This is a genomic window from Mariprofundus sp. NF (assembly GCF_013387455.1).
GTDB lineage: Bacteria > Pseudomonadota > Zetaproteobacteria > Mariprofundales > Mariprofundaceae > Mariprofundus.
Map to the genome: position 1 here is coordinate 72,543 of NZ_VWNC01000001.1, position 21,300 is coordinate 93,842.

Consider the following 21,300-nt stretch of genomic DNA (forward strand, 5'->3'; position numbering starts at 1 on the left):
AGTATGTTGAGTACGCGTGTTTTATGTGTAAGGTGAAGAGGTAACAAAGCGCGTAGACAAAGGGGAGCCTCATGCAGGATGACGTACATAATTTGCCAAAACCAACAAGAGTCAGCGAAAATGAAGAGGAATAAATAATGATCCTAAAAGACACCCGTGTGACCCATTCATTCAATCAAAATGAGCCCGACAGGCTTAGAAAACAATGGCGCACACCAACTATCACAAAACTACCACACAATAATACAGATGGTGGCAAAGGCGCTTTCTTCACAGAAACAGCAGTAGGATCATCTAAATCCATCGGCCCGAGTTAATAATATTTAGTACCATAAACTCAGCAGACCGTGGAACTAAGGTATCAGAGCACACGAATCCGACACTACTGTATGAATGGGTAATCTCACCCCCAGCTCTCCTGCCATAAGCCAACGAAATCAGTTCTGGATATATTTTCCAATTCGGGATGAGTCCGCACCTTATTCATAGATCCGAATGTCCGATTTTGGCGGCGGTCATTCGGAATTAAACGCTGAGTTTAGTGATTTAGGGGGTCTTGTAGGTGTCGAGGTGGCTGGCGAGGTTCAGTGGTTTCTCGAACAGCAGGTTGGCACGCACATCCATATCAACGACATGACTGACCAGTGTAAATCCACTCTGCTTCTGCTCCAGCAGTGAGAGATTCTGCTCGGCGATTCTCAGCCCCTGCGCGGCAGCGGTAGTGAACCACTTCTCAGCCAGCTTGCGATCACTCTTTACACCGCGACCGAGCGCATACATATAAGCCAGTGAGTTTTGTGCCTGTGGATAGCCAGCATCAGCAGCTTTTTTGTACCAGTAGAATGCCTTTTTATCGAGCTGCTCCAGCCCTTCACCTTTACGGTAGAGGTTACCGAGATTGAATTGTGCCTGCGGATAATCCTGACTGGCGGCTTTCCTGTACCAGACAACGGCCTGATCGATGTTGTACTCTGCACCCTGACCATGCTGATACATTGAGGCGATAATGTTACAGGCCTGGGCATCACCAGCGTTGGCCGCCTGTTGGAAGCTCTCGAATGCCTTGGCGAAATCGTTGGTTTTATAATAGAGAATCGCGAGATTAAACAGCGCATCGAGATCACCCTTGCCCGCTGCCTCCTGATACCAGTGAATGGCATCAGCCTCGCTGTAGATTACACCATGACCAAGATGGTAGAGCAGGGCCATAGCCAGACGTGCCCGGCTACTGCCGGAAGCTTCAGCCTTCTTGAACCATGCGGCGGCGGTTTCCTCATTCTGTACGGTATGAATGCCGCGCAGGAACATGATGCCGAGATTATACTGGGCTTTGTTATCTGATTCAGCAGCCTGCTGGAAGAGGCTGAATGCCTGTTTGTGATTTTTATCCACGCCGCGACCAAGTGCGTAGAGCACGGCCAGATTATTGCGGGCATCAGCCCGGCCACTTGCAGCGGCCTTCTGCAGCCATGTAAGCGCCTCTTTGTCGTTATGGCTGAAGCCGGGGGTTTCGCTGTAGAGGATGCCCAGCGCCGTCTGAGCTTTGGCATTTCCTGCCTTGGCCGCTTTATTTAACCATTGCAGAGCCTGTTTCGGATCAGCTCTGGTGCCAATGCCGGTTGCAGCCATGACTCCGAATTCAGCTGCGGCCTCTACATGCCCCTGTTTGGCGGCAGCCAGATACCACTTGGCGGCCTCCTGAAGCTGATTGCCGTTCTCATTGTCAGCAAGAAAGGAGGCGAGGTGGAACTGGGCATCACTGTTACCGGACTCGGCACTCTGGCGCAGCAGCTGCTCAGCTGATTTGATGTCGGCATTCAATCCGTCACCTCTGCGATACATCATCGCCAATACAAACTGGGCTTTGGCATCGCCTTTCATCGCTTTGGCGGTGACCCGTTTAAGCAGCTGTTGCAGGTAGGGCTCGGCCTCCCTGTTTTTAGACTTGCTTGCGGCTACAGCCCACTGCAGTGCCAAACCATCATCCTGCGGGGTGCCGCGCCCCTCAGCGTAGAGAACGGCCAGATGCAACTGGGCAGATCCGTGGCCCTGCTCAGCCGCCTGTCGGAAGAGACGAACTGCAGCAGCCGGGTCGGCCTGGTCCATGCCGCGACCGCTATCAAAGAGTTTGGCCAGTTCATACTGGGCCTTGGCATGTTTCTGGGCGGCGGCGAGTTTAAGCCAGCGCACCGCCTGCGAGTCATCCCGCTCCACACCTTTACCATCACGATAGAGCATGGCGAACCGGTATTGCGCCTCTCTGTCGCCCAGTTTGGCAGCCTGCATAAACCACTCGGCAGCCTCTTCGAAATCGCCCTGCTGGTAGGCGATATTGCCACGTGAAAGACCATCTTCATTAAGATCGTTGTAGTCGGTTCCATTCATCAATAGCCATGCGAAAACCGCAATAAGGCCGATAGCCAGTGCAAACAGTGGTGTTTTCAGCTTGGCAATCATTATAGCCCCAGCTCTTCCCAGATATGATCAATGCGTGTCACAATCTCTGCATCCATTTTTATCGTTCTGCCCCATTCACGATCGCTTTCACCCGCCCATTTGTTGGTGGCATCAATGCCGACTTTGGAACCGAGACCCGCCACAGGTGAGGCAAAATCGAGATAATCAATCGGGGTATGTTCAGCCATGGTGAAATCACGCACCGGGTCGCAACGTGTGGTGATCGCCCAGATCACCTCATGCCAGTCGCGGCAGTCGATATCTTCATCCACCACGATAATAAACTTGGTGTACATGAACTGACGCAGATAGGACCAGATGCCGAACATCACCCGTTTGGCGTGGCCTGCATAACCTTTATTGATCGAGACAATCGCCATGCGATAGGAGCAGCCCTCCATTGGCAGATAGAAATCGACAATCTCAGGAAACTGTTTTTTCAGAATAGGAACAAACACCTCATTAAAGGCGAGTCCCAGCACAGCCGGTTCATCAGGCGGTTTGCCGGTGTGGGTGGAGTGATAGATGGCATCAGAGCGCATGCTCATCGTCTCGACAGTAAACACAGGGAACATCTCGGTTTCGTTGTAGTAACCGGTATGATCGCCGAATGGCCCCTCCTCGGCATACTCATCAAGGGAGACATAACCCTCCAGCACAATCTCCGCCGATGCAGGCACCTGCATGTCGATATCCAGACAATTTGTCAGTACTGTCTTTTTGCCGCGCAGCAGCCCTGCAAACTGGTATTCGGAGAGGGTGTCGGGAATAGGGGTTACAGCAGCAAGAATAGTGGCGGGATCAGCACCGATAACAACGGCACAAGGGAAACGTGTAGCGCCCGCTTTTTTCGCCTCCAGATGATCCTGAGCACCGCCGCGATGTTTCAGCCAGCGCATAATCAGCTTGTTTTTGCCAATCTTCTGTTGCCTGTAGATGCCGAGGTTCTGACGCTCTTTGTTCGGGCCTTTGGTGACCACCAGTCCCCAGGTGAGCAGTGGTGCTGCATCATCAGGCCAGCAGGTCTGAATGGGCAGGCGATCCAGATCTACCTGATCACCACGTAGCACAACCTCTTGCCAAGCCGCCTTTTTTACAGTCTTAGGCTGCATGTGCATCACTTTCTTCAGGACGGGGAACTTCTCCCATGCATCCTTGAAACCTTTGGGTGGCTCAGGCTCTTTCAGATAAGCCAGCAGTTCACCAATCTCACGTAGCTCATCAGCTGATTCACGGCCCATGCCGAGTGCAATGCGCTCAGCAGTGCCGAACAGGTTGGTCAGTACCGGCATCTCTGAATCTGTGACATTCTCGAAAAGCAGCGCAGGGCCAGCGGCGCGCAGCACACGATCCGATATTTCGGTGATCTCCAGATGAGTGCTGATCTCTTGCGTGATGCGTTTAAGCAGGCCGCGCTTTTCAAGCTCAGCTGTAAAAGCACGCAGGTCAGAGAAACTCATGCTGCAGGGTTGTCTTCGATCTCAAATACGGTATCAAGTTTGGCTAGTGAAAAGACGTCACGAACATTGTCGCTCAGACCGGAGAGTACAAAGTGACCACCGGTCAGTCGTGACCACTGCATCCCTTCGACCAGTGTTGCAATGCCTGAGGAGTCCATGAAATCGACTTGATCGAGTACCACCTGAATGCGCTTCATTTTTGCGGTAAACAGGGGTTTTAGCTGCTCTCGCAAGCGTGATGAAGTGTGGATGGTGACATCACCAACAACCTTAAGTTGCACCTCGTTATTGGACAACTCGTTACGTTCGAATTTAAGCGCTACATTCATCGTTTTCTCCATCACCGATATTAAAAATCAGTCGCCAGTGATTGCCATTTTCAAGCACATTGTGCTGGCAGCAGTCGGCCACAGAATGAATCAGTCGCAGCCCCAGGCCACCGGGGCAGAGGTGCTCAACATCCAGCGGCTGGCTGGTAATCTTCTCTATATCTCCGTGCCAGCAGACCGGCGCATAATCACGAAAATCAAAAACCAGCATCTGATCTTCATCTTCACTGTAGATCGCTGTCTCAAACTCCACCTTGCCCGGATCACCGCCATAGGCGTGTGCAGCGATATTGGCAAACAGCTCATCAACCGCGATAGCTACCCGATTACTGCGCAGGTCACTCAACTCAGCTCTGGCCGTCATGACGGTCACCATTGAGCGCAATACATGAATGCAATCACTGTTACTTTCCAGCTGCAGGCAGAGTTTTCCATCAAAGCTATTTTCACATGCGCTGACTACAACATCCTCTGTGACTGCACTTCCCATATGGCTACCTCACTGGTCGACTTAAACTATCATCAAACAGTTCTACTCCCCAAGCTTGTCTTCGAGATCGGTTAAACGCAACAGAAGCTGTTCAGCACCTTTCTCATCTCCAGCCTCATTCGCCTGCTGTGAGAGCAGGGTGAGGGCTTTTTTCTGCCCGGTTTTATCGTCCAGGGCAATATATATATCTAAAGCACGCTCCACTCTGTCCCACTTCTCAACCGGTTTCTGCGCCAGCTCTCCCTGTAGCAGGAGCGCATGTGCAGTCAGTCGAGCTGCACCGATCTGACGGCAGTAGGAGAGCGCCTGCTCGGCTTGATTGATCGCAGTTTGATTCTCACCACGATCGCGGGCCAGCAGGGCCAGCCCCATATGAGCTTCGGCTGCCATCTTGAACTCAGAGGGGGTGTTCCTGTTACGTTTGATGACCAACTGGTAGGCATCTTCTGCCTCGGCTGTTTCTCCTAGCCTCTGAGCCAGTCTTGCCGCCTGCAGGTGCAGATCTGCAGGCCACTGCTGCTTTGAAAACAGGGATGCGGGCAACTGCTGCAGGGAGAACGTTTCAGGCAATCTACCCAGTCGCTGCTGCATCAAATGTAGAGCCAGTCTGCCTCTAAGTTGCATCACCTGATCATGGTGGCGTTGCGCAAGCTCCATAACCTGTCTGTAGGAGGCCTCGGCTTGAGTGTGCTGTTTGGCGTTGCTTTGGGCTGCGGCAAGGTTGTACCATGAGTGTGTGATAAGAGCTGAATCATCAGCCAGCTGGGCGGCGGTAAGTGCGCGGGAGAATGAGCGCATTGCTGCATCCCAACGCTCCTGCTGCATGGCCGCCATGCCATTGCTGGTATGATTCTCTGCTTGCAGAATATAGGGGTTGCTGAGCTCTGCTGTTTTGCTGCCAGTGGTGGCAGCACAGGAGAGAAGTAGCAGCGTGGCTGCGGCAATAACAAGTGCATTGAAACGTGTTGTCATGGCTGCATCTCCATCACAGGTGCTGCAATACTCTCTTTGCCTGCCCTGTCTGAATGCTGCTTGCCAACCAGCCATGAGCCACGTACCGATTTAAGAATATCTTTCATCTCGTTAATGGCCTGGCGTGATTCGCGGGCAAGACCCGGTAGTTCAGGCGTTAGCTCAGAGAGATCGGCGGCGACGGTATCAAACGATTTAGATAGTTTGTCGACATGATGGATCAGGCTATTGATATGCTCCAGACTTTCAGGGCCATCTTTGGCAATCTGCTCAGAGAGAGGGCGCAGGTCAGTCAGGATGGCGGAGCTGGCTTCTAGTGCAGCAGCAAGCTGTTTGGCAACCTTTTGCTCTTTCATATCCATGGTCAGGGCATTGAGATTATCCAGTGCGCCGGAAAGATTGGCGATCAGTTGGCCGACATTCTCTCTGGTTAGGTCCTGACTGACAGCATTCAGGCGTGTGGTGATCTGTCGAATATCACTTTGCGGGTTGTTCAGCCAGCTGGCCAGTTCAGCCAGCTCCCTGAGCAGGGTGTTGGCATTGGCGACGGCAGGTTTGATATCCTGCAGCAATTGCTCCACAGATGCGGCCGTCTCATATCTGATCATCTGGTCTGATTGAATCACCGGTTTGTCGGTATCACCGGCGCTGATCTCAAGTGTCTGCTCACCAATTAATCCCTCCCGGGTCAGTTGCATGAAAGCACCCTCATGCAGCATGGGGTGATAACGCTCCAGAAGGCGCAGGTTAATGCGTACTCGGCCATCACTCTGAAGATCCATGTTATCAATGCGCCCAACCGTGAAACCCTGATATTTAACAGGCTGGCCAACATAGAAGGAGGTGGCCGACGGTGGCGAAAAGCTCAGATAAAACTTTTTGGCGAACAGGTCACTGCGCAGGCTGACCATGAGAAGAATAAAAATAATCGCACCGATGCCGAGGATGACAAACCATCCTACCTGACGACGGATATTGGATACGAACTCAGCCACTTACTCTCCCTTTCCGCTCTCGCTGTTTTGACAATCCTGTGCAACCGTCAATGTGCGGGCATATTTCAGTCCGGAACCTTCATCGACTGATGCAGTCAGATAGAGCAGTCCTGATCCCAGCTCTTCAAGTGCCTGCATACTCAATGCCCTGAACCGTTCCAGATGATCTGGTGGCATACCGATATGTACCTCCTGCGCAACGATGATGGCAGGTTTTGCAAGCATACAGCGGGCCAGAGAGACCAGAGCATGGGTGAAGGTTGTTCGCTCGCCAGCTTTGTCATCCAGAAATGAATCTATCTCTAGCCAGCGGGCCACTTCAACCATTTCATCTGCGGCGGACTCCAGGCGCTGCTGATCACCGTGGTAGAGAAAGGGAAGTAGCAGGTTTTCACGCAGCGTCAGATTGGCGATGATACCTCTGTGGTGGATCATGCTGCCAATGTGTTTGCTGAATTCGGGCGTGCCGGATGGGTGGCTTGCTGCCTTGCTCTGCAGCCACATTTTCCAGTCGCTATCCCGGCATTCATCGCCCAGAAGAAACATATGCTGCATAAAGGAGAACTGGCAGGGGTAGTTCATCACCAGTCGTACGTATTCTCCATGTTTTACATGCGAGGCCGGGATCAGGGCGTGGCCCAGATGAAGCTCATCCCAATGCAATGTCTCGATGATCACAGTAGCTCCACAATCAGGGCGATCAGGGCGTCGCTCATCAGCACCAGTATCAGTGACCCCAGTACACCCTGGGTGGCGTAGACGGGGATCAGATTGGGTTCGCGCCCCACCTTACAGCCCATATTCAACAGCATGATAGCGCTGAGCATCGGATAGAGGGTGCCTTTAACGAGCAGCATCACGATCTCCTCCATGGTGGTGCCACGGCGCACCTCGATCAGAAAATCGATAAAATTGATCTCTTCATTCATCGATACGAGCAGCCCTCCCAGCCAGATCGATACGAATACGAAGATAAAGGTGAGAATCAATCCGCACACTGTAAAGGCCATCAGGCGTGGCCAGAGCAGGTACTCCTCTTTGCTGATACCCATACTGCTCAGTGTCAGATCTTCTCCTCGCACATGCATGGTTCCCAGTTCGGTCACCACAGCCACACCAGAACGGGAGAGCAACAGAATGGTGACGATTAGCGGGGCAAGTTCAGTTACCAGCAGGTCAGAGATAAGCTGGCCGATCAGGGACATGTCCTGAATGCTTCTGGCGAAATCAACGATGTTATAGACCGAGAGCACACCCACGCCAACTGCTACCATGACAACCCATGGCACACTCTCCACACCGGTAAAATAGATCTGTCTGAATACCACATTGGTGACAGCAGGTTTTGCCAGCCACTGCATTTTCAGGCCGGCAGAGAGCACGCCCCGGATCAGTCGATAGGCGCGGCGGATTTCAGAAAAGATGTGAATCACGGTGCTGCCGAGCTTGTCAGCTCGACGATTCATCTTGAGTAGCATCCTGCTCATGATATTCATGGTCGGTTTATAGGCCAGGATTTACGCAGGCGAAGTGAGCAGGCACACAGTTCAAGCGTTTGAGGTCACTGAATGGGAAAGGTTTCCGGTTTTGTGGGTTCGACGTTGCCGGAGTTGAACCAGTGGTCGGGCAGAGTTAGCAGGTGTTCAATAATGCCGGCAGAAGCGAGACCCGCTTTTTCAGGGTTGACGATGGATACCTTGGCATCGGTGAACGGGCCGGACATGTGGTAGACCTTTCTGATAAGGCTGTGTGAGCTACCGCCCAGAATATCTCTTAACAGCGGAATTTTTGCCAGCAGAGCATCCAGATTTTGCAGGGGTTGCACGACCATGTAGAGGTCAACAGACGCTTTCTCCAGATCCATGTTGCCCTGACCGGCAAGGTCGAAGGCGGTTGAGCGCATCGCCACATTGCGCACGCGGATATTCTGGCCTTGAATAATCGCTTCCATCTGTAACCGTTCATACATGGTGCCAGGGCCGGTCAGATCTTCACGCTGACCGAGCAGTAGCAGCGGAAATTTGCTCAGGTTGGTGGCTGCCAGCAGGGTGGTTAGCGCACCGCCCTCCATGATGCGGCCATTGTCTGCACGCAGGCGAAGTCTCCCATCCAGCCCCTCCCACCATGGTTGTTCTCGCAGCATGATGCCGCTGCCTGAGAAGAGGATATGTCCATCCCCCTCGCTGAAACGTTCGGAAAGTTTGCCGAGCTTGAGCAGGTGACCAAAGTCGCCATGCAGTTCGGCAAAACCGCGCCAGCGCATGCCGCCCTCATTTTCCGGCCTTAAGGTGGCTGACATGGTCAGTTGCTGTTTTTCAACAGTGGCTGAGAGACGGCGCAGATCGATAGCACCGCCACCGGGCATCGAAAAACGCCCGTCAATATCGGTAATGTCCATCTGAGAGGTGTGAATCTGATTGGCCTTGAACAGGCCAACACTGCCCTTAGCCGATGCAAGGCGAATGAACACACCCTGCATGCGCGCATCATCCCAGTCGAATTTGGCAACATTGGCTGACAGGATCCACGATTTATCGATCATCTTATCAGGATGGTCGAGCGCTTCCGGCAGTGCATTGCGGTTGAGATACTCGGCATCGGCGATCAGCTCCCACGGTTTGTTATCAAAGGGGATATTGATATCAAGTGAGCCACTGAAGGAGGGGGTATGCAGGTCATTTAACCGTAGTTTGAGGTTGTTGCGGTTGATTGAAGCGCTGCTATTACGGATCAACAGTGCTTTGCCGTCACTGTAAAGTGAGGTTAACAGAATGGTCGGGACGTTCTGCTTCAGATCAAGTGTGCCGCTATAGTTGATGGCATACGGTTCACCACTTTTTTTACTCGACCCGAGCAACTGCTGCCAGCTGGCAGCAGTCATATCGGCACTTCCCTTCCAGTTGCCATCATAGATCAGATTGCTGTGAACTGTGCCGCTAGCCTGAGAGAGCGGCAGCTGGAAGTGGGCTGCAAGTCGGGCGAAATCACTTTTCGACCTGGCTTCAAGTCTGGTGATCTGCCAGTTATTCTCTTTATCGATAGCGGTTGAAAGCGAGAGACTGCCATCAACATGTTCGTTGCGGTAATGCATATCTGTAATCGACAGACCGGAATCCTGATCCCAGTTGGCAACGCCACTGGAGAGCCGGAACGGGGTGTCATGTATGGCGATCTTCCATGTGCCGATCGGCAGCAGTGTGGCCGTAGCTTCGCGAGGTTCGGATTCACTGGGGTGCCAGAGCAGACTGAAAGAGCTATCGGCTTTGGCACTGTTCCATTTCCAGTCGGAAACCTGATCCGGCCCGAACCATGCCAGCAGTGAGGCAACATCAACTTGAGATTTACCTGCGATATGCAGCTCCAGCGTCTGCCATGGAATATAAAGCTCTCCGGTGGAGCGGCCCAGGTTTTTCGGTAGCTGTGCATCACTGAATATTGCATTCAGTCCATCCTGATTGAGATCCACCTGAGCCGTGGCATCGCTGAGGAAATCATCGGAGAGGCCGAGGGCGATATCGGCACCATCAACATGGGCCGAGACGTCAAACAGCATCGCCTGCCAGTTCTCCATGCTTGGTAGGTCTTTGAGCGGATCATCCCAGACCAGAGAGATTTTCGCTTTGGCTTGACTGCCTGTGCCGGATTTCATCAGCGATAGCCAGTGGTGCCATGTCTCATCACCAAGTGGCCTTAACCATGACCAGACGATGGGCATGGAGAGCTTTTCCGAGCTGGCCTGCAGAGATAATAGGCCTGCACTCCAGCTGCCTGTAGCTTCGATACTGCTCTCACCCAGAGACCAGAGAATCTGCTCCAGCCCGATATGTTCAATGGCAAAGGTTTCACCCTCTTGCGATTTCAGTTTCAGTTTCAGATCAGCACGATTGAGTTCAACCGAATAGATGCTCTCAGGCAGCAGTGTCAGTTTCTCTTCAGAGGCCAGTGAGGCATTGAACTCCCACACCCTTCTGCTCTCTCTCTGCAGCTTCATGGATGTTACAGGTTTACCCTGGAAATATTTCTGCAGGGGCAGTGGCAGCCAGGCAAGATCTCTGCACTCCAGTGCCGCCGCTTTTGGCAACATATCATCACTAAGCGCGGCAGTGAGAGTGAACTCAGGTGAGACCATCTGCAGCTCCCTGCTCTCTCCATCGAACATCAGTTGCAGGTGATCAATGCTGCCAAACCACTCATCCTGGTAGCGCCAGTTGAGCTGTACATCATCGAGTATCAGCTGCGCAACAGGAAAGCCGCGCCCTGATTGTGTATGCTGGAGATCAAGTCTGCCGCCACTTAAGCGAATACGATCAGGCAGGAAAGTGCCGGTAAAAAGGTCTGAAAGATTAATGCGGATAGCCACGCCGCCATCGTGGAATGCCAAAGCTTCATCGTTGCTGCTGAAATCGAGATGATCTGATTTCAGCCAGAGGAAACCGGACCAGCTCCATGAGAGTTGACCCAAGCTGATCTCTTTGAGATCGAGCTTCTCCTTCAGGTGTGTTTCAATGGTGGGGCGAATGGTGTCGAGCGTAGGGGATTGCCAATAGAGCCAGCTGCCAAGCAGGGTAAAACCCAGCAGCAGTAAAAGCGACACGCGCCAGCATGATGCCAGCGCGCGCTTTAAAATGTTGCCGGACATGGCAGCAGACTCTTGTCAGATCAGCCCTTATCTTTTTCCTTCAGTTTGCCGATTTTATCTTCCAGTGTTTTCAGCAGATGATCATAGCCGCCGTTATCCAGTGTTGATTTAAAATCCTGATAGAAGGTGCGCACCATGCTGGTGCCCTCAATGCGGATATCATAGACCTGCCAGCCGCTATCGGTCTGATGCATGCGATACTCCACCGGTGTTTCACGGGTACCGTCGATAACCGTGGACTCTACACGTGCTTTTTCACCTTTAAGCTCGGCATCGGCAAAGACCACCTTCTGGCCTTTGTATTCGCTCAGACGGTTGCCGTAGGAACGCTCCAGAAGGTCGCGGAATACACTGGTGAAATGGGTCTGCTGCAGACCATCCAGCTCTCTCCATGGTTTGCCAAGACTGCGCTTGGCCATGGCTGCATAATCAAATTTACCCTCCACGCTCTGGCGGATGGCATCGCGATCCTTACTGGTCAGTTTGGATGTGTCATCGCGTGCTTCAAGCACCTCAATGATTTTGTTGACCGTAGCTTCGATGGTCGTTTTTGGACCGGCATCTTCTGCCCATGCCGAAACGGAAAAGAGTGCGGCGAACAGGATGGCTATTGTGGTGCGAAACAGTTTCATCATGAAAAACTCCTTAAATGTGATACCCATAGTTTAAAGTTGCTGCGACAGTCGGCGAGGAGCAATGATTACTCCTTGCCGCTGAAAATATACTTGCTGATCAGATCTTCAATATTGATGGCCGATTCTGTCTCCTCAATCTCGCTACCTGGCTCCAGGCCACTCTCCTCCATACCCTGTGTGATGCGGATATAGCGATCACCGATAATGCCCTTGGTACGCACCGAGGCGAAGGCATCCTCGGTGATTACTACGCCATCATTGACGCGCAGGATCATGGTTGCGTGATCATTATCCGTCAGTTTCACTTCATCGACACGGCCGACAATCACACCGGCAAGCATGATGTCGCTGCCTTTGCGAACGCCACCTGCATCATCGAAATTGGCAGTCAGGGTGTAGCCGGAGGCGCCGATGCCGCCGATGCCGCCGATTTTGATGGCAAGCCAGGCAATGGCCACCAGTCCGAGGAACACAAATACACCAACAGTCATCTCTACTTTTCTATACGATTGCATTACAACTCCTTACAGGAAAAACGAGGTCAAAATATAATCCATAATCAGCACGCCGACCGAAGCGACCACCACAGCCTGCGTGGTTGCTTTGGCCACACCTTCCGTGGTGGGTTGGGCGCGGTAGCCCATATAGGTGCAGATCATGCCGATCATGAAGCCGAAGACGACTGCTTTTACCCAGCCACCATTGAGATCAATCATCTCTATCTTGGCGATCAGTTCGCCCATGTAGGCGCCGGGATTTACACCGAGCATCTCCACACCAACGATATAACCGGCACCGATGCCTACAACATCAAATACCGAAACCAGAAGAGGTACGGCAATGGTGGTGGCGATGATGCGTGGCAGGATAATGCGCTGCATGGGATTCACAGCCATCATCTCCAGCGCATCGGTCTGCTCTGTTACACGCATAATGCCGATCTCGGCCGTGATGCTGGATCCGGCCCGGCCGATAATCATAAAGGAGCCAAGTACAGGTCCCAGTTCACGAATGATCGACATGCCGACACCGGCCCCGAGCAGTGATTCCGAACCGAACTTGGCCAGTGTGTAATAGCCCTGCAGTGCCAGCACCATGCCGGTAAATGCACCGGTGATGATGATAATGGCCAGCGAACCCACGCCCAGCGCATAGAGCTGGATAATGAAATGTTTGCCCTGCCAAGGTTTGACAAACAGCAGTGAGAGGGCGTGGAAGCCCAGGCGTGTGCCATCACCGAGCTGTTCGATGCCGCGCATCGCATAGCGGCCCATGCTACCGAAGAAGGTGGCAGTGCCAGATTGATTTACGGGGGTTAAGTCACTCATTGTTCAAGCCTCACGGTACCCGGCCTGTGCGTCAAATCATCAACGTAAGAGGTTGTGCTGCGCGAGAAGGGGATCGGCCCGTCAGGGCGCCCTTCAAGAAACTGCCGTACACGCTCATCATCACTGTTGCGAATCAGATCCGGTGCACCTCGGGCAATGATGCTGCCCTGCCACATGAGAATAACATGGTCGGCAATAGCGAGCCCTGCCTCGACATCATGGGTGACCACGATCGAGGTCATGCGATTCATTTTGGAGGTGTCGCGAATCAGTGTGGTAATCACACCTGCTGAGATCGGATCAAGGCCTGAGGTCGGCTCATCAAAAAACACAATCTTCGGATCCATGGCGATTGCGCGGGCAAATGCGACGCGTTTGGCCATGCCGCCGGAGAGCTCGGATGGCATCAGATGCTCAAAACCGCGCAGACCAACCTGCTCCAGTTTCATTGAGACCATGGTGCGGATCACCGACTCATCGAGATCGGTATGTTCGTGCAGCGGGAAGGCAATATTATCGTACACATTCAGCGAATTAAGCAGTGCGGAGTACTGGAACAGCATGCCCATGCTTTCGCGTAGCGCGTAGAGACGTTTGTCAGAGATAGTGCTGAGATCTTCATCGCCATACCAGATGTGACCGGTTGTCGGTTTGATCAAGCCTGAGAGCAGGCGTAGCATGGTCGTTTTGCCTGAACCGGAACCACCCATAATCGCCGTTGTTGCAGCGCTCTTAATGTGAATGTCGGTTGCAGCCAGCGCAACTGTGTCACCATATCGTTTGCTTAAGTTCTCACCACGAATCATTGGCGCAGGCTAGGGGCTGTTTGCGGCTACGGCAAATGATCTGTATCACGTTCAAAGATGGCGCCTGCTTGAGTGACACGCTACATTTACGCCCGCTTTTAAGATTTCCCCGTTATTGCAGGGGATTTGATATGGAAAATGAGGATGTTTAGATGAATTTCGCAGATCGTGATGGATTAATCTGGTTTGATGGGCAGATGGTGGATTGGCGCGATGCCAAGGTTCATGTGCTGACGCATACCCTGCACTACGGCATGGGCGTTTTTGAGGGCGTGCGTGCCTATCACGCCGAAGATGGTACTGCGATTTTCCGTCTGCAGGCGCATACCGATCGTCTGTTCCGTTCAGCCAAGATCATGAATATGGAGATGCCTTTCTCCAAAGAGGAGATCAATGAGGCGCAGCTGGCTGCGGTTCGTGAGAACAATCTCGACTCAGCTTACCTGCGTCCGATGGTCTTCTACGGCTCAGAAGGCATGGGCCTGCGTGCTGATAATCTGAAAACACATGTCATTGTTGCCGCCTGGAGCTGGGGCGCCTATCTGGGTCAGGATGCGCTGGAGAAGGGTATTCGTATCCGCACCTCATCGTTCACCCGCCATCATGTGAATGTCTCCATGTGCAAGGCCAAGGCCAATGGTCAGTATATTAACTCCATGCTGGCACTCTCCGATGCACTGCGTGATGGCTATGATGAAGCGCTGCTTTTGGATGTGGACGGTTTTGTTGCCGAAGGCAGTGGTGAGAACTTCTTTATGGTTTACGAGGGTGTGATCTACACGCCGGAGCTGACCAGTGCACTCGATGGCATCACCCGCCAGACAGTCATCCGCCTGGCCGAAGAGGAGGGGTATGAGGTTCGTGAGAAGCGCATCACCCGTGATGAAGTCTATGTTGCCGATGAAGCATTCTTTACCGGTACTGCTGCTGAGGTTACACCGATCCGCGAACTTGATGGTCGCACCATCGGTAGTGGTTCTCGCGGCCCGGTTACTGAAGTGTTGCAGAAGAAGTATTTCGATGTGGTACATGGCAGAAGTGAAGCCCACAAGGATTGGCTCGCTTACGTCTGATCTTTTTACCCGTAACATGCAAAAGGCCCGCAGTCACCTGCGGGCCTTTTGTTATCCTTTATGCGGCTACTACAGCCACGCCCGCCACGACTGCGAACACCGCGATTAGTATAACAAGCAGATAGTTCGGCTTGTCGAAATCACCGAGGCCGCCCGCTTTAGGATTGCGGTTCCATGCATCGCCGCTGCCATCATCATCGTCACTGTTTACACCCATATTGGGCTCCTTCAATCATTCCATTGTGTTCTTACTCTTCCTGATAATGACTGTTATAGACCAGAAAAGAGCATGCCGCTATCCCCCATATGGGGGACAAAGATTTTGTTGGTGGTCAAAGAGGTGCTGATTTTCAGAAGGATGTGTAAGTTTATGATTTGTACTTGTAGGTGGCGGTTGCGTTGCTGTGTTCATACGTGCCCATCACGATCTCGGTTAATACTTCATCAAGATCATCGGATTTGCGCAGATCATCTTCTAATACGCTGACCATCTCTTCGCTGCTGATGGCCTCTTCTTGTCCGGTTTTTTTGTTGGTTTTGATGAACATGTATTGGGTCCTGTTGGTGAGTAGTGACGGGCGATAGAGATGATGAAGCATCTATTCCTGACGCGCCACTTCCATGTAGCACAAAAGGGTGTTTAGATCGGAAAGATAGAGGCGATAAATCGCCTCTTCCTAACGCGTTAAAACCTTCTAACGCGCCAATGTTAACATTATCAATGTTCACATTGGCTTGTTGGTACCGGGAACGGGAGTCGAACCCGTACAGTATTGCTACCGAGGGATTTTAAGTCCCTTGTGTCTACCAGTTCCACCATCCCGGCGTACTACAACAAAGCGGCGGGAATCCTGCCTAAGAATGGCGATTGCGCAACAGCAGATCAGCCCCTGCAGATGCAGGGGCCATCTACGTTGATTTTATGCCAGTCGAAGGTTGATTGCGCCACGTACCGGATCGACACTGTCGATCACCACATCTAGCTGATCACCAAGGTGATAAGAGGCACCACCGCGTTTGGCGATGAGCTGGTGGCCGGTCTCATCCAGTTCAAATGAACCCGGCAGATCATCAACAGAGAGTCCGCCTTCAGCCATGGTCGGCTCCAGTTCAAAGAAGATGCGACGTTTGGTCAGTCCGGCAATGCGTGCAGACATGGTTTTGCCGACATCCTTCTGATGGAAGAGGGCGGCCAGCATGGCACGGGTATCCCATTCGGCGCGCTGCTGTTTGCGCTCCTGCGTGGAGGTCTGTGTGCCGATCGCTTCAAGCGTGCTCTTGTGCTGTACCTTGTTGGGGTCGGTGCCACGCACGAGTGCTTTGAGGCGACGATGCACAATCAGATCGGCATAACGGCGGATCGGGCTGGTAAAGTGGGCATACGATTTATAAGCCAGGCCAAAGTGGCCCTGGTTCTTCGGCGTATATTCAGCGCGCTGCAGTGAACGCAGTACAAGGCGGTGCAGCACATGGGCAAAAGGTTTGCCTTCTGACTGTTCCAGTACCCGCTGCACGCTACCCGGACGTACATTGGCATCATCGGATTTAAGCTTGGGCAGGTTTACAAACAGGCCGAAGGGGGCAAGGAACTCATTCAGGGTTTCAATCGCCTGACGCTCCGGTGGAGCATGCACACGATAGAGAAGGTCGCATTCGCGCACCTCCATAAACTCGGCAATGGCGGTATTGGCCGCCAGCATCATCTCCTCAATCAGGCGATGGGCGATATTGCGAGAACTCTCTTTCAGATCGGTGACCACATCATTTTCAAGGGTGGCACGAACTTCCGGCATATCCAGATCAAGGGCGCCGCGCTGAGCACGTTTGCGCTCCAGTTTGCGGAACAGGCGCGTTGCATCATCAAGCATGTTGCGCGCAACATCACTCTCAACGGCTGAGGCGTCGTTATCTTCAATCCAGCTGGCCGCCTGATCGTAGGTGAGACGGGCCTGAGAATGAATCACTGATTCATAGACATGGATAGAGCGGCGGGTGCCGTTGGCATCAAAGCGCATACGCACGGTCATCGCCAGTCGAGCCACTTTCGGATTAAGGGAACAGAGACCGTTGGAGAGCTTCTCCGGCAGCATCGGGATGACACGATCAGGGAAGTAGAATGAGTTACTGCGTGCCAGCGCCTCCACATCCAGTGCCGATTTCGGTAGCACATATTGGGCGACATCAGCAATGGCCACCCACGCTTCAAAACCTTCACCGCGTGGTAGTACACAGATCGCATCATCGAAATCGCGGGCATCTTCCCCATCGATGGTGACAAACGGTAGCTCCCTGAGGTCTTTGCGACCTTTGAGATCATCCTTATTAACGGTGTCGGAGAATTTCTCCGCTTCAGCTGTAACCGCTGGCGGAAAGCTCTCTGAGAGCTGCTGCTCGGCAACGATCAGATCGATCAGCGCCGATGGCGCGAGATTCTCACCGAGGGTTTCCAGTACCTTGCCGGTGAGGTGGCCCGGGCTACGCGAAATTTCAACACGTACCCAGTCGCCATCGGTTGCACCATTAGCATCGTTGCGTTTGATCAGAATGGTCTGCGGCATTTTGCGTGAGCGGGGCTGCACGATGCCGACGCTATCCTTAATGATAAACTGACCGACAATGGTGGTCGGGGCGTGTTCAATGATTCGCACCAGCTCGGCTGATTCACGGCCGCGGCTATGCACAACGCGCACCTCTACAATGTCACCATGCATCAGTTCGCGCATCTCTTCGCGCGGCAGAAAGAGCCCTTTCTCAAGTCCCTCTACATCAACAAAACCAAAACCGTCGGGATGGGCGGAAACTTTGCCTGTCCACATCGGTTGATCTTTGCGTGGCCCTTTTGCATGTTTTGCATGGCCACCCTTTTTGTCGCCATACGGCTTCTTATCGACTGCGCCTTTGCGCGCTGGCCGGCGATCACCACGGCTCTCTTCACCGCGACGGGCCGGGCGCCTGTTGCCAGGTTCCTCTTCTCCACTGCGGGCAGGGCGGCGATTGCCGCGACTCTCATCGCTGCTGCGTGGATCTTTACTCTGCTTGGCCGATTTCTCTGACCATTTAAAACTTTCAAGCGAACTGCTTTTCTTTCTTGACACTATGATGCTCCATCCTATGATTGCGCGCCTCTTGCAGCTGAGCTGTAAGAGACGTCTAAGCCGAGGTGGCGGAATTGGTAGACGCGCTGGCTTCAGGTGCCAGTTTCCTCACGGAAGTGCTGGTTCGACTCCAGTCCTCGGTACCAACAAGCATCTTAAGTGTTAATAACACTTAAGATGCGCGTTAGGTCTTTATCTAATTAGACCTGACACCTGACTTTAAGGGCCTGCAGATTTATCTGCGGGCTCTTTTTGTTTGTACCGGTTTCATCTAAACATATAGAGAACGCCGGCACATTCTCAATAAGCTGCAGATTCCTCTGCAGACGCTTTTATATCAAGTGTTATTCACACATCTGCTACTGCAGTGTGCCCTGGACAGGGTTGTTGCTCCTGTTGCATGATGAATTTATCAAACTTTAAATCTTGGGGGTTTTAAGCAGGAAAATTCTGTTGTTCTAAAAGCGCACTTGATCTCACTTTGGTCTCAACGCGGCGAACTGTAGCATGATAAGATGGTTTCTGCGATGACAGGTATCCTGTGATGAGATTAGGGTGTGCATATGTCTTCCCCGCAACTGAAAAATGAAGAGGCAATTACCGGCCATCTGCAGCGGCTGGCGATGCTGCGTGGCTGGTCTTCAAAAACCACTGAGTCCTACCGCTCCGATCTTCTGCATGCTGAGACCTTCTTTCAGGGTGCGAAAACCGCATTGGATACGGCTGATCAGCAGGCCGTGTTAGACTATCTTGCGTCACTACGCAGAGTCGGATTGAAAGAGAGTACGATTCAGCGCCGTCGTAGTGCGCTCTCAACCTGGTACAGCTACCTGCAGGATCAGGGTTTGCGAGAGGATCACCCTGCCCGCCATCTTCCCAAGCTGCGTAAATCTCGGCCACTGCCCAAATTGATCAGTGAGCAGAGCGTGGAGGCGCTGATCAATGCGCCGGACATTCATAGCGCAACCGGACTGCGTGATCGCTGTATGCTGGAGATACTCTATGCCACCGGTCTTCGGGTGACTGAGCTGGTGGAGCTGCGTCTCTCCCATGTTGATCTTGCCGGAGGGCTGGTGCGTGTGATCGGCAAGGGGGATAAAGAGCGGCTGGTACCCTTTGGTGCAGAGGCGGCAAGTTGGCTACAGCAGTGGCTGGCGATGCGTCCGAAAGAGAAATCCGGCTCCTACCTGTTTGCCGGACGCGGTGGCAAACCGATGACACGACAGAATTTCTGGCTGCGGATCAAGCAGTATGCGCTTCAGGCAGGCCTCTCACCATTGCCATCACCGCATACCCTGCGCCACGCCTTTGCCACCCATCTGCTCAATCATGGCGCTGATCTGCGGGCTGTGCAGATGCTGCTGGGCCATGCCAATGTCACCACCACCGAGATCTATACGCATGTCACCCGTGCCCGTCTGCATGATGTAGTGAATCGGAGCCATCCTCTTGGTAGCGGTTGAATCAGGATGCGAAATGAGAACGGGAAATTATCCCTCTGTTTTGTTATCTTTCAGCTTGGTTCCATCCGAAGGCTGAAGTTTCTTCGGGGTTAATGAGTATAGGAGTGGTTTGAGCGATGGCAGACAGTCAAAAGAGAGAAGAGTCTATTTCATGTTTTTCACCCGGGCTGGCAGGTATTCCGGTAGCCGAATCGGCCGTTTCATTTGTCGATGGCCAGGTCGGGCATCTGGAGTATCGTGGCATCGATATCGAGACGCTGGCCGAGAACTCCACCTTTGAAGAGACCTCCTATCTGCTGCTTTATGGTGAGCTGCCAACGGCTGAGCAGCTGGAAGCCTTTGAAACCAGATTGAAGAGACATCGCCGCATCAAGTTCCGTATTCGTGACATGATGAAAAGTTTTCCCGAATCGGCACATCCGATGGACAGTCTGCAGGCTACGGTTGCAGCTCTCGGTATGTTCTATCCCTACCCGAGAACCCTTGTCGGCACACTGGCTCAAGCAACTGTCGATGACGTCTGTGTCAATCTGATTGCCAAACTGCCGACACTGGTCGCTGCACATGCACGCATGCGTCGCGGTGATGATCCGATTGCGCCGCGCGATGATCTCTCACATGCCGCCAACTTCTATTATATGCTTACCGGTGATGAGCCCTACCCGTTGACTGAGCGGATTCTTGATGTGGCCTTTATCGTGCATGCCGAACATACGATGAATGCCAGCACCTTCTCCACGCTGGTCGTGGCATCAAGTCTTGCTGATCCCTATACCTCAATCAGTGCCGCGATCGGATCACTATCCGGACCTCTGCACGGTGGTGCCAATGAAGATGTGTTGCAGATGCTGGATGAGATTGGCACGGTCAAAAATGCTGAGTCGTATCTGAATGGCAAGCTGGAGCGTAAAGAGAAGATCTCGGGTCTTGGGCATCGTGTATACAAAACCCGTGATCCACGCGCGACCTTGCTGGTGAAGCTCTACAAACAGCTGACCGATAAGATAGGTAGCGATATTGATTATCGTATTGCCCGTCAGATCGAGAAGCTCTCCGAAAGCACGCTGGGTAAAAAGGGTATCTGCCCGAATGTCGATTTCTATTCCGGCATTGTCTATCGCAAACTGGGTATCCCGACCGATCTGTTTACCCCGATCTTTGCCATTGCCCGTGTTTCAGGCTGGTTGGCACACTGGAAAGAGCAGCTGGGTCAGGGCCGTATCTATCGTCCATCCCAGATCTATACCGGAAAGTTCGACGCCCCGTACACGCCAATCGACAAACGGTGATCGCGCATTGATTCCACTGAGGCCGTGTTAGCTCCTGCTTTCACGGCCTTTTTTTGCTTCATCGCGCAACTTGCGGGAATGCAGGGGAAAGGTCACCGTGATGTGGCAGATAGGCTAACCACGAATGCCCCAGGGCACCCTCTCCGGCTTACTATTTAGCTGAAGACTGATGTTTGTCATAGCAATGAATATCTTGTCATTCGTGAAAATTCGAGTGTACAAGGTGAATCAAGCTTGCTTGAGAGAGAGTGCCCTGGGGTATTCGTGGT

At 52.7% G+C, this 21,300-nt stretch carries 19 protein-coding genes and 2 tRNA genes; 4 read left to right on the forward strand and 17 right to left on the reverse strand.

All coding sequences use genetic code 11. From position 1 onward, the window contains the following. Nucleotides 1-546 precede the first annotated feature (546 nt). The 13 genes from F3F96_RS00385 to F3F96_RS00445 all read right to left on the reverse strand — a co-directional run bounded on the left by F3F96_RS00385 (nucleotide 547) and on the right by F3F96_RS00445 (nucleotide 14,111). A complete protein-coding gene (locus F3F96_RS00385; protein WP_176961285.1) occupies nucleotides 547-2,457 on the reverse strand; it encodes an SEL1-like repeat protein in 1,911 nt (636 codons plus the stop codon). After that, entirely contained in the window at nucleotides 2,457-3,917 is a 1,461-nt protein-coding gene (ubiD, locus tag F3F96_RS00390; protein ID WP_176961286.1) for a 4-hydroxy-3-polyprenylbenzoate decarboxylase, read from the reverse strand. The genes F3F96_RS00385 and ubiD overlap by 1 nt, the downstream gene beginning before the upstream one ends. Further along, entirely contained in the window at nucleotides 3,914-4,246 is a 333-nt protein-coding gene (locus F3F96_RS00395) for an STAS domain-containing protein (RefSeq protein WP_176961287.1), read from the reverse strand. The genes ubiD and F3F96_RS00395 overlap by 4 nt, the downstream gene beginning before the upstream one ends. Next, nucleotides 4,230-4,736, reverse strand: a complete 507-nt coding sequence (locus F3F96_RS00400; protein ID WP_176961288.1) for an ATP-binding protein — start codon at nucleotides 4,734-4,736, stop codon at nucleotides 4,230-4,232. Before F3F96_RS00400 ends, F3F96_RS00395 begins: the two co-directional genes overlap by 17 nt. A gap of 42 nt (nucleotides 4,737-4,778) precedes the next feature. Then, nucleotides 4,779-5,708 (reverse strand): hypothetical protein, encoded by a 930-nt coding sequence (locus F3F96_RS00405; RefSeq protein ID WP_176961289.1) that lies wholly within the window; start codon nucleotides 5,706-5,708, stop codon nucleotides 4,779-4,781. After that, nucleotides 5,705-6,703 (reverse strand): MlaD family protein, encoded by a 999-nt coding sequence (locus F3F96_RS00410; protein ID WP_176961290.1) that lies wholly within the window; start codon nucleotides 6,701-6,703, stop codon nucleotides 5,705-5,707. The genes F3F96_RS00405 and F3F96_RS00410 overlap by 4 nt, the downstream gene beginning before the upstream one ends. Further along, the gene (locus F3F96_RS00415; protein WP_176961291.1) at nucleotides 6,704-7,381 is read right to left on the reverse strand and encodes a hypothetical protein; all 678 of its coding nucleotides are present in this window, start codon (nucleotides 7,379-7,381) and stop codon (nucleotides 6,704-6,706) included. It abuts the gene before it with no gap. After that, nucleotides 7,378-8,169, reverse strand: a complete 792-nt coding sequence (locus F3F96_RS00420) for an ABC transporter permease (protein WP_206675237.1) — start codon at nucleotides 8,167-8,169, stop codon at nucleotides 7,378-7,380. Before F3F96_RS00420 ends, F3F96_RS00415 begins: the two co-directional genes overlap by 4 nt. 95 nt (nucleotides 8,170-8,264) lie before the next feature. After that, a complete protein-coding gene (locus F3F96_RS00425) occupies nucleotides 8,265-11,342 on the reverse strand; it encodes an AsmA-like C-terminal domain-containing protein (protein WP_176961293.1) in 3,078 nt (1,025 codons plus the stop codon). Between the two features lie 20 nt (nucleotides 11,343-11,362). Next, nucleotides 11,363-11,977 carry a phospholipid-binding protein MlaC gene (locus tag F3F96_RS00430; protein WP_176961294.1) on the reverse strand — a complete coding sequence of 205 codons (615 nt, stop codon included), beginning with the start codon at nucleotides 11,975-11,977 and terminating at the stop codon, nucleotides 11,363-11,365. A 65-nt stretch (nucleotides 11,978-12,042) separates the two neighbouring features. Next, on the reverse strand, nucleotides 12,043-12,492 hold the full coding sequence (locus tag F3F96_RS00435) for an outer membrane lipid asymmetry maintenance protein MlaD (RefSeq protein WP_241697569.1): 450 nt from the start codon (nucleotides 12,490-12,492) through the stop codon (nucleotides 12,043-12,045). 9 nt (nucleotides 12,493-12,501) lie between these two features. Next, nucleotides 12,502-13,305: an ABC transporter permease gene (locus F3F96_RS00440; RefSeq protein WP_176961295.1), complete on the reverse strand. Its 804-nt coding sequence runs from the start codon at nucleotides 13,303-13,305 to the stop codon at nucleotides 12,502-12,504. Further along, nucleotides 13,302-14,111 carry an ABC transporter ATP-binding protein gene (locus tag F3F96_RS00445; protein WP_176961296.1) on the reverse strand — a complete coding sequence of 270 codons (810 nt, stop codon included), beginning with the start codon at nucleotides 14,109-14,111 and terminating at the stop codon, nucleotides 13,302-13,304. The genes F3F96_RS00440 and F3F96_RS00445 overlap by 4 nt, the downstream gene beginning before the upstream one ends. Nucleotides 14,112-14,263: 152 nt before the next feature. Between F3F96_RS00445 and F3F96_RS00450 the strand changes: the two genes are divergently transcribed. Further along, on the forward strand, nucleotides 14,264-15,184 hold the full coding sequence (locus F3F96_RS00450) for a branched-chain amino acid transaminase (RefSeq protein WP_176961297.1): 921 nt from the start codon (nucleotides 14,264-14,266) through the stop codon (nucleotides 15,182-15,184). Between the two features lie 58 nt (nucleotides 15,185-15,242). On the opposite strand, the gene F3F96_RS00455 is transcribed toward F3F96_RS00450, so the two are convergent. From F3F96_RS00455 to rnr, 4 genes are all read right to left on the reverse strand, one after another. Next, nucleotides 15,243-15,401, reverse strand: coding sequence for a hypothetical protein (locus F3F96_RS00455; RefSeq protein WP_176961298.1), 159 nt, complete (start codon nucleotides 15,399-15,401; stop codon nucleotides 15,243-15,245). A 151-nt stretch (nucleotides 15,402-15,552) separates the two neighbouring features. Beyond that, the gene (locus F3F96_RS00460) at nucleotides 15,553-15,783 is read right to left on the reverse strand and encodes an N-carbamoyl-L-amino acid amidohydrolase (protein ID WP_241697570.1); all 231 of its coding nucleotides are present in this window, start codon (nucleotides 15,781-15,783) and stop codon (nucleotides 15,553-15,555) included. Nucleotides 15,784-15,923: 140 nt separating this feature from the next. Beyond that, nucleotides 15,924-16,010: transfer RNA gene (locus F3F96_RS00465), tRNA-Leu, on the reverse strand. A gap of 94 nt (nucleotides 16,011-16,104) precedes the next feature. Beyond that, complete coding sequence (gene rnr / locus F3F96_RS00470) at nucleotides 16,105-18,279, reverse strand: ribonuclease R (protein WP_370465474.1); 2,175 nt, start codon at nucleotides 18,277-18,279, stop codon at nucleotides 16,105-16,107. 59 nt (nucleotides 18,280-18,338) lie between these two features. On the opposite strand from rnr, the gene F3F96_RS00475 reads away from it, so the two are divergent. The 3 genes from F3F96_RS00475 to F3F96_RS00485 all read left to right on the forward strand — a co-directional run bounded on the left by F3F96_RS00475 (nucleotide 18,339) and on the right by F3F96_RS00485 (nucleotide 21,031). After that, nucleotides 18,339-18,425: transfer RNA gene (locus F3F96_RS00475), tRNA-Leu, on the forward strand. Between the two features lie 417 nt (nucleotides 18,426-18,842). Further along, nucleotides 18,843-19,742 carry a site-specific tyrosine recombinase gene (locus F3F96_RS00480; protein WP_176961299.1) on the forward strand — a complete coding sequence of 300 codons (900 nt, stop codon included), beginning with the start codon at nucleotides 18,843-18,845 and terminating at the stop codon, nucleotides 19,740-19,742. A 116-nt stretch (nucleotides 19,743-19,858) separates the two neighbouring features. Continuing rightward, nucleotides 19,859-21,031: a citrate synthase gene (locus tag F3F96_RS00485; RefSeq protein WP_176961300.1), complete on the forward strand. Its 1,173-nt coding sequence runs from the start codon at nucleotides 19,859-19,861 to the stop codon at nucleotides 21,029-21,031. The last annotated feature ends 269 nt before the right edge of the window (nucleotides 21,032-21,300 follow it).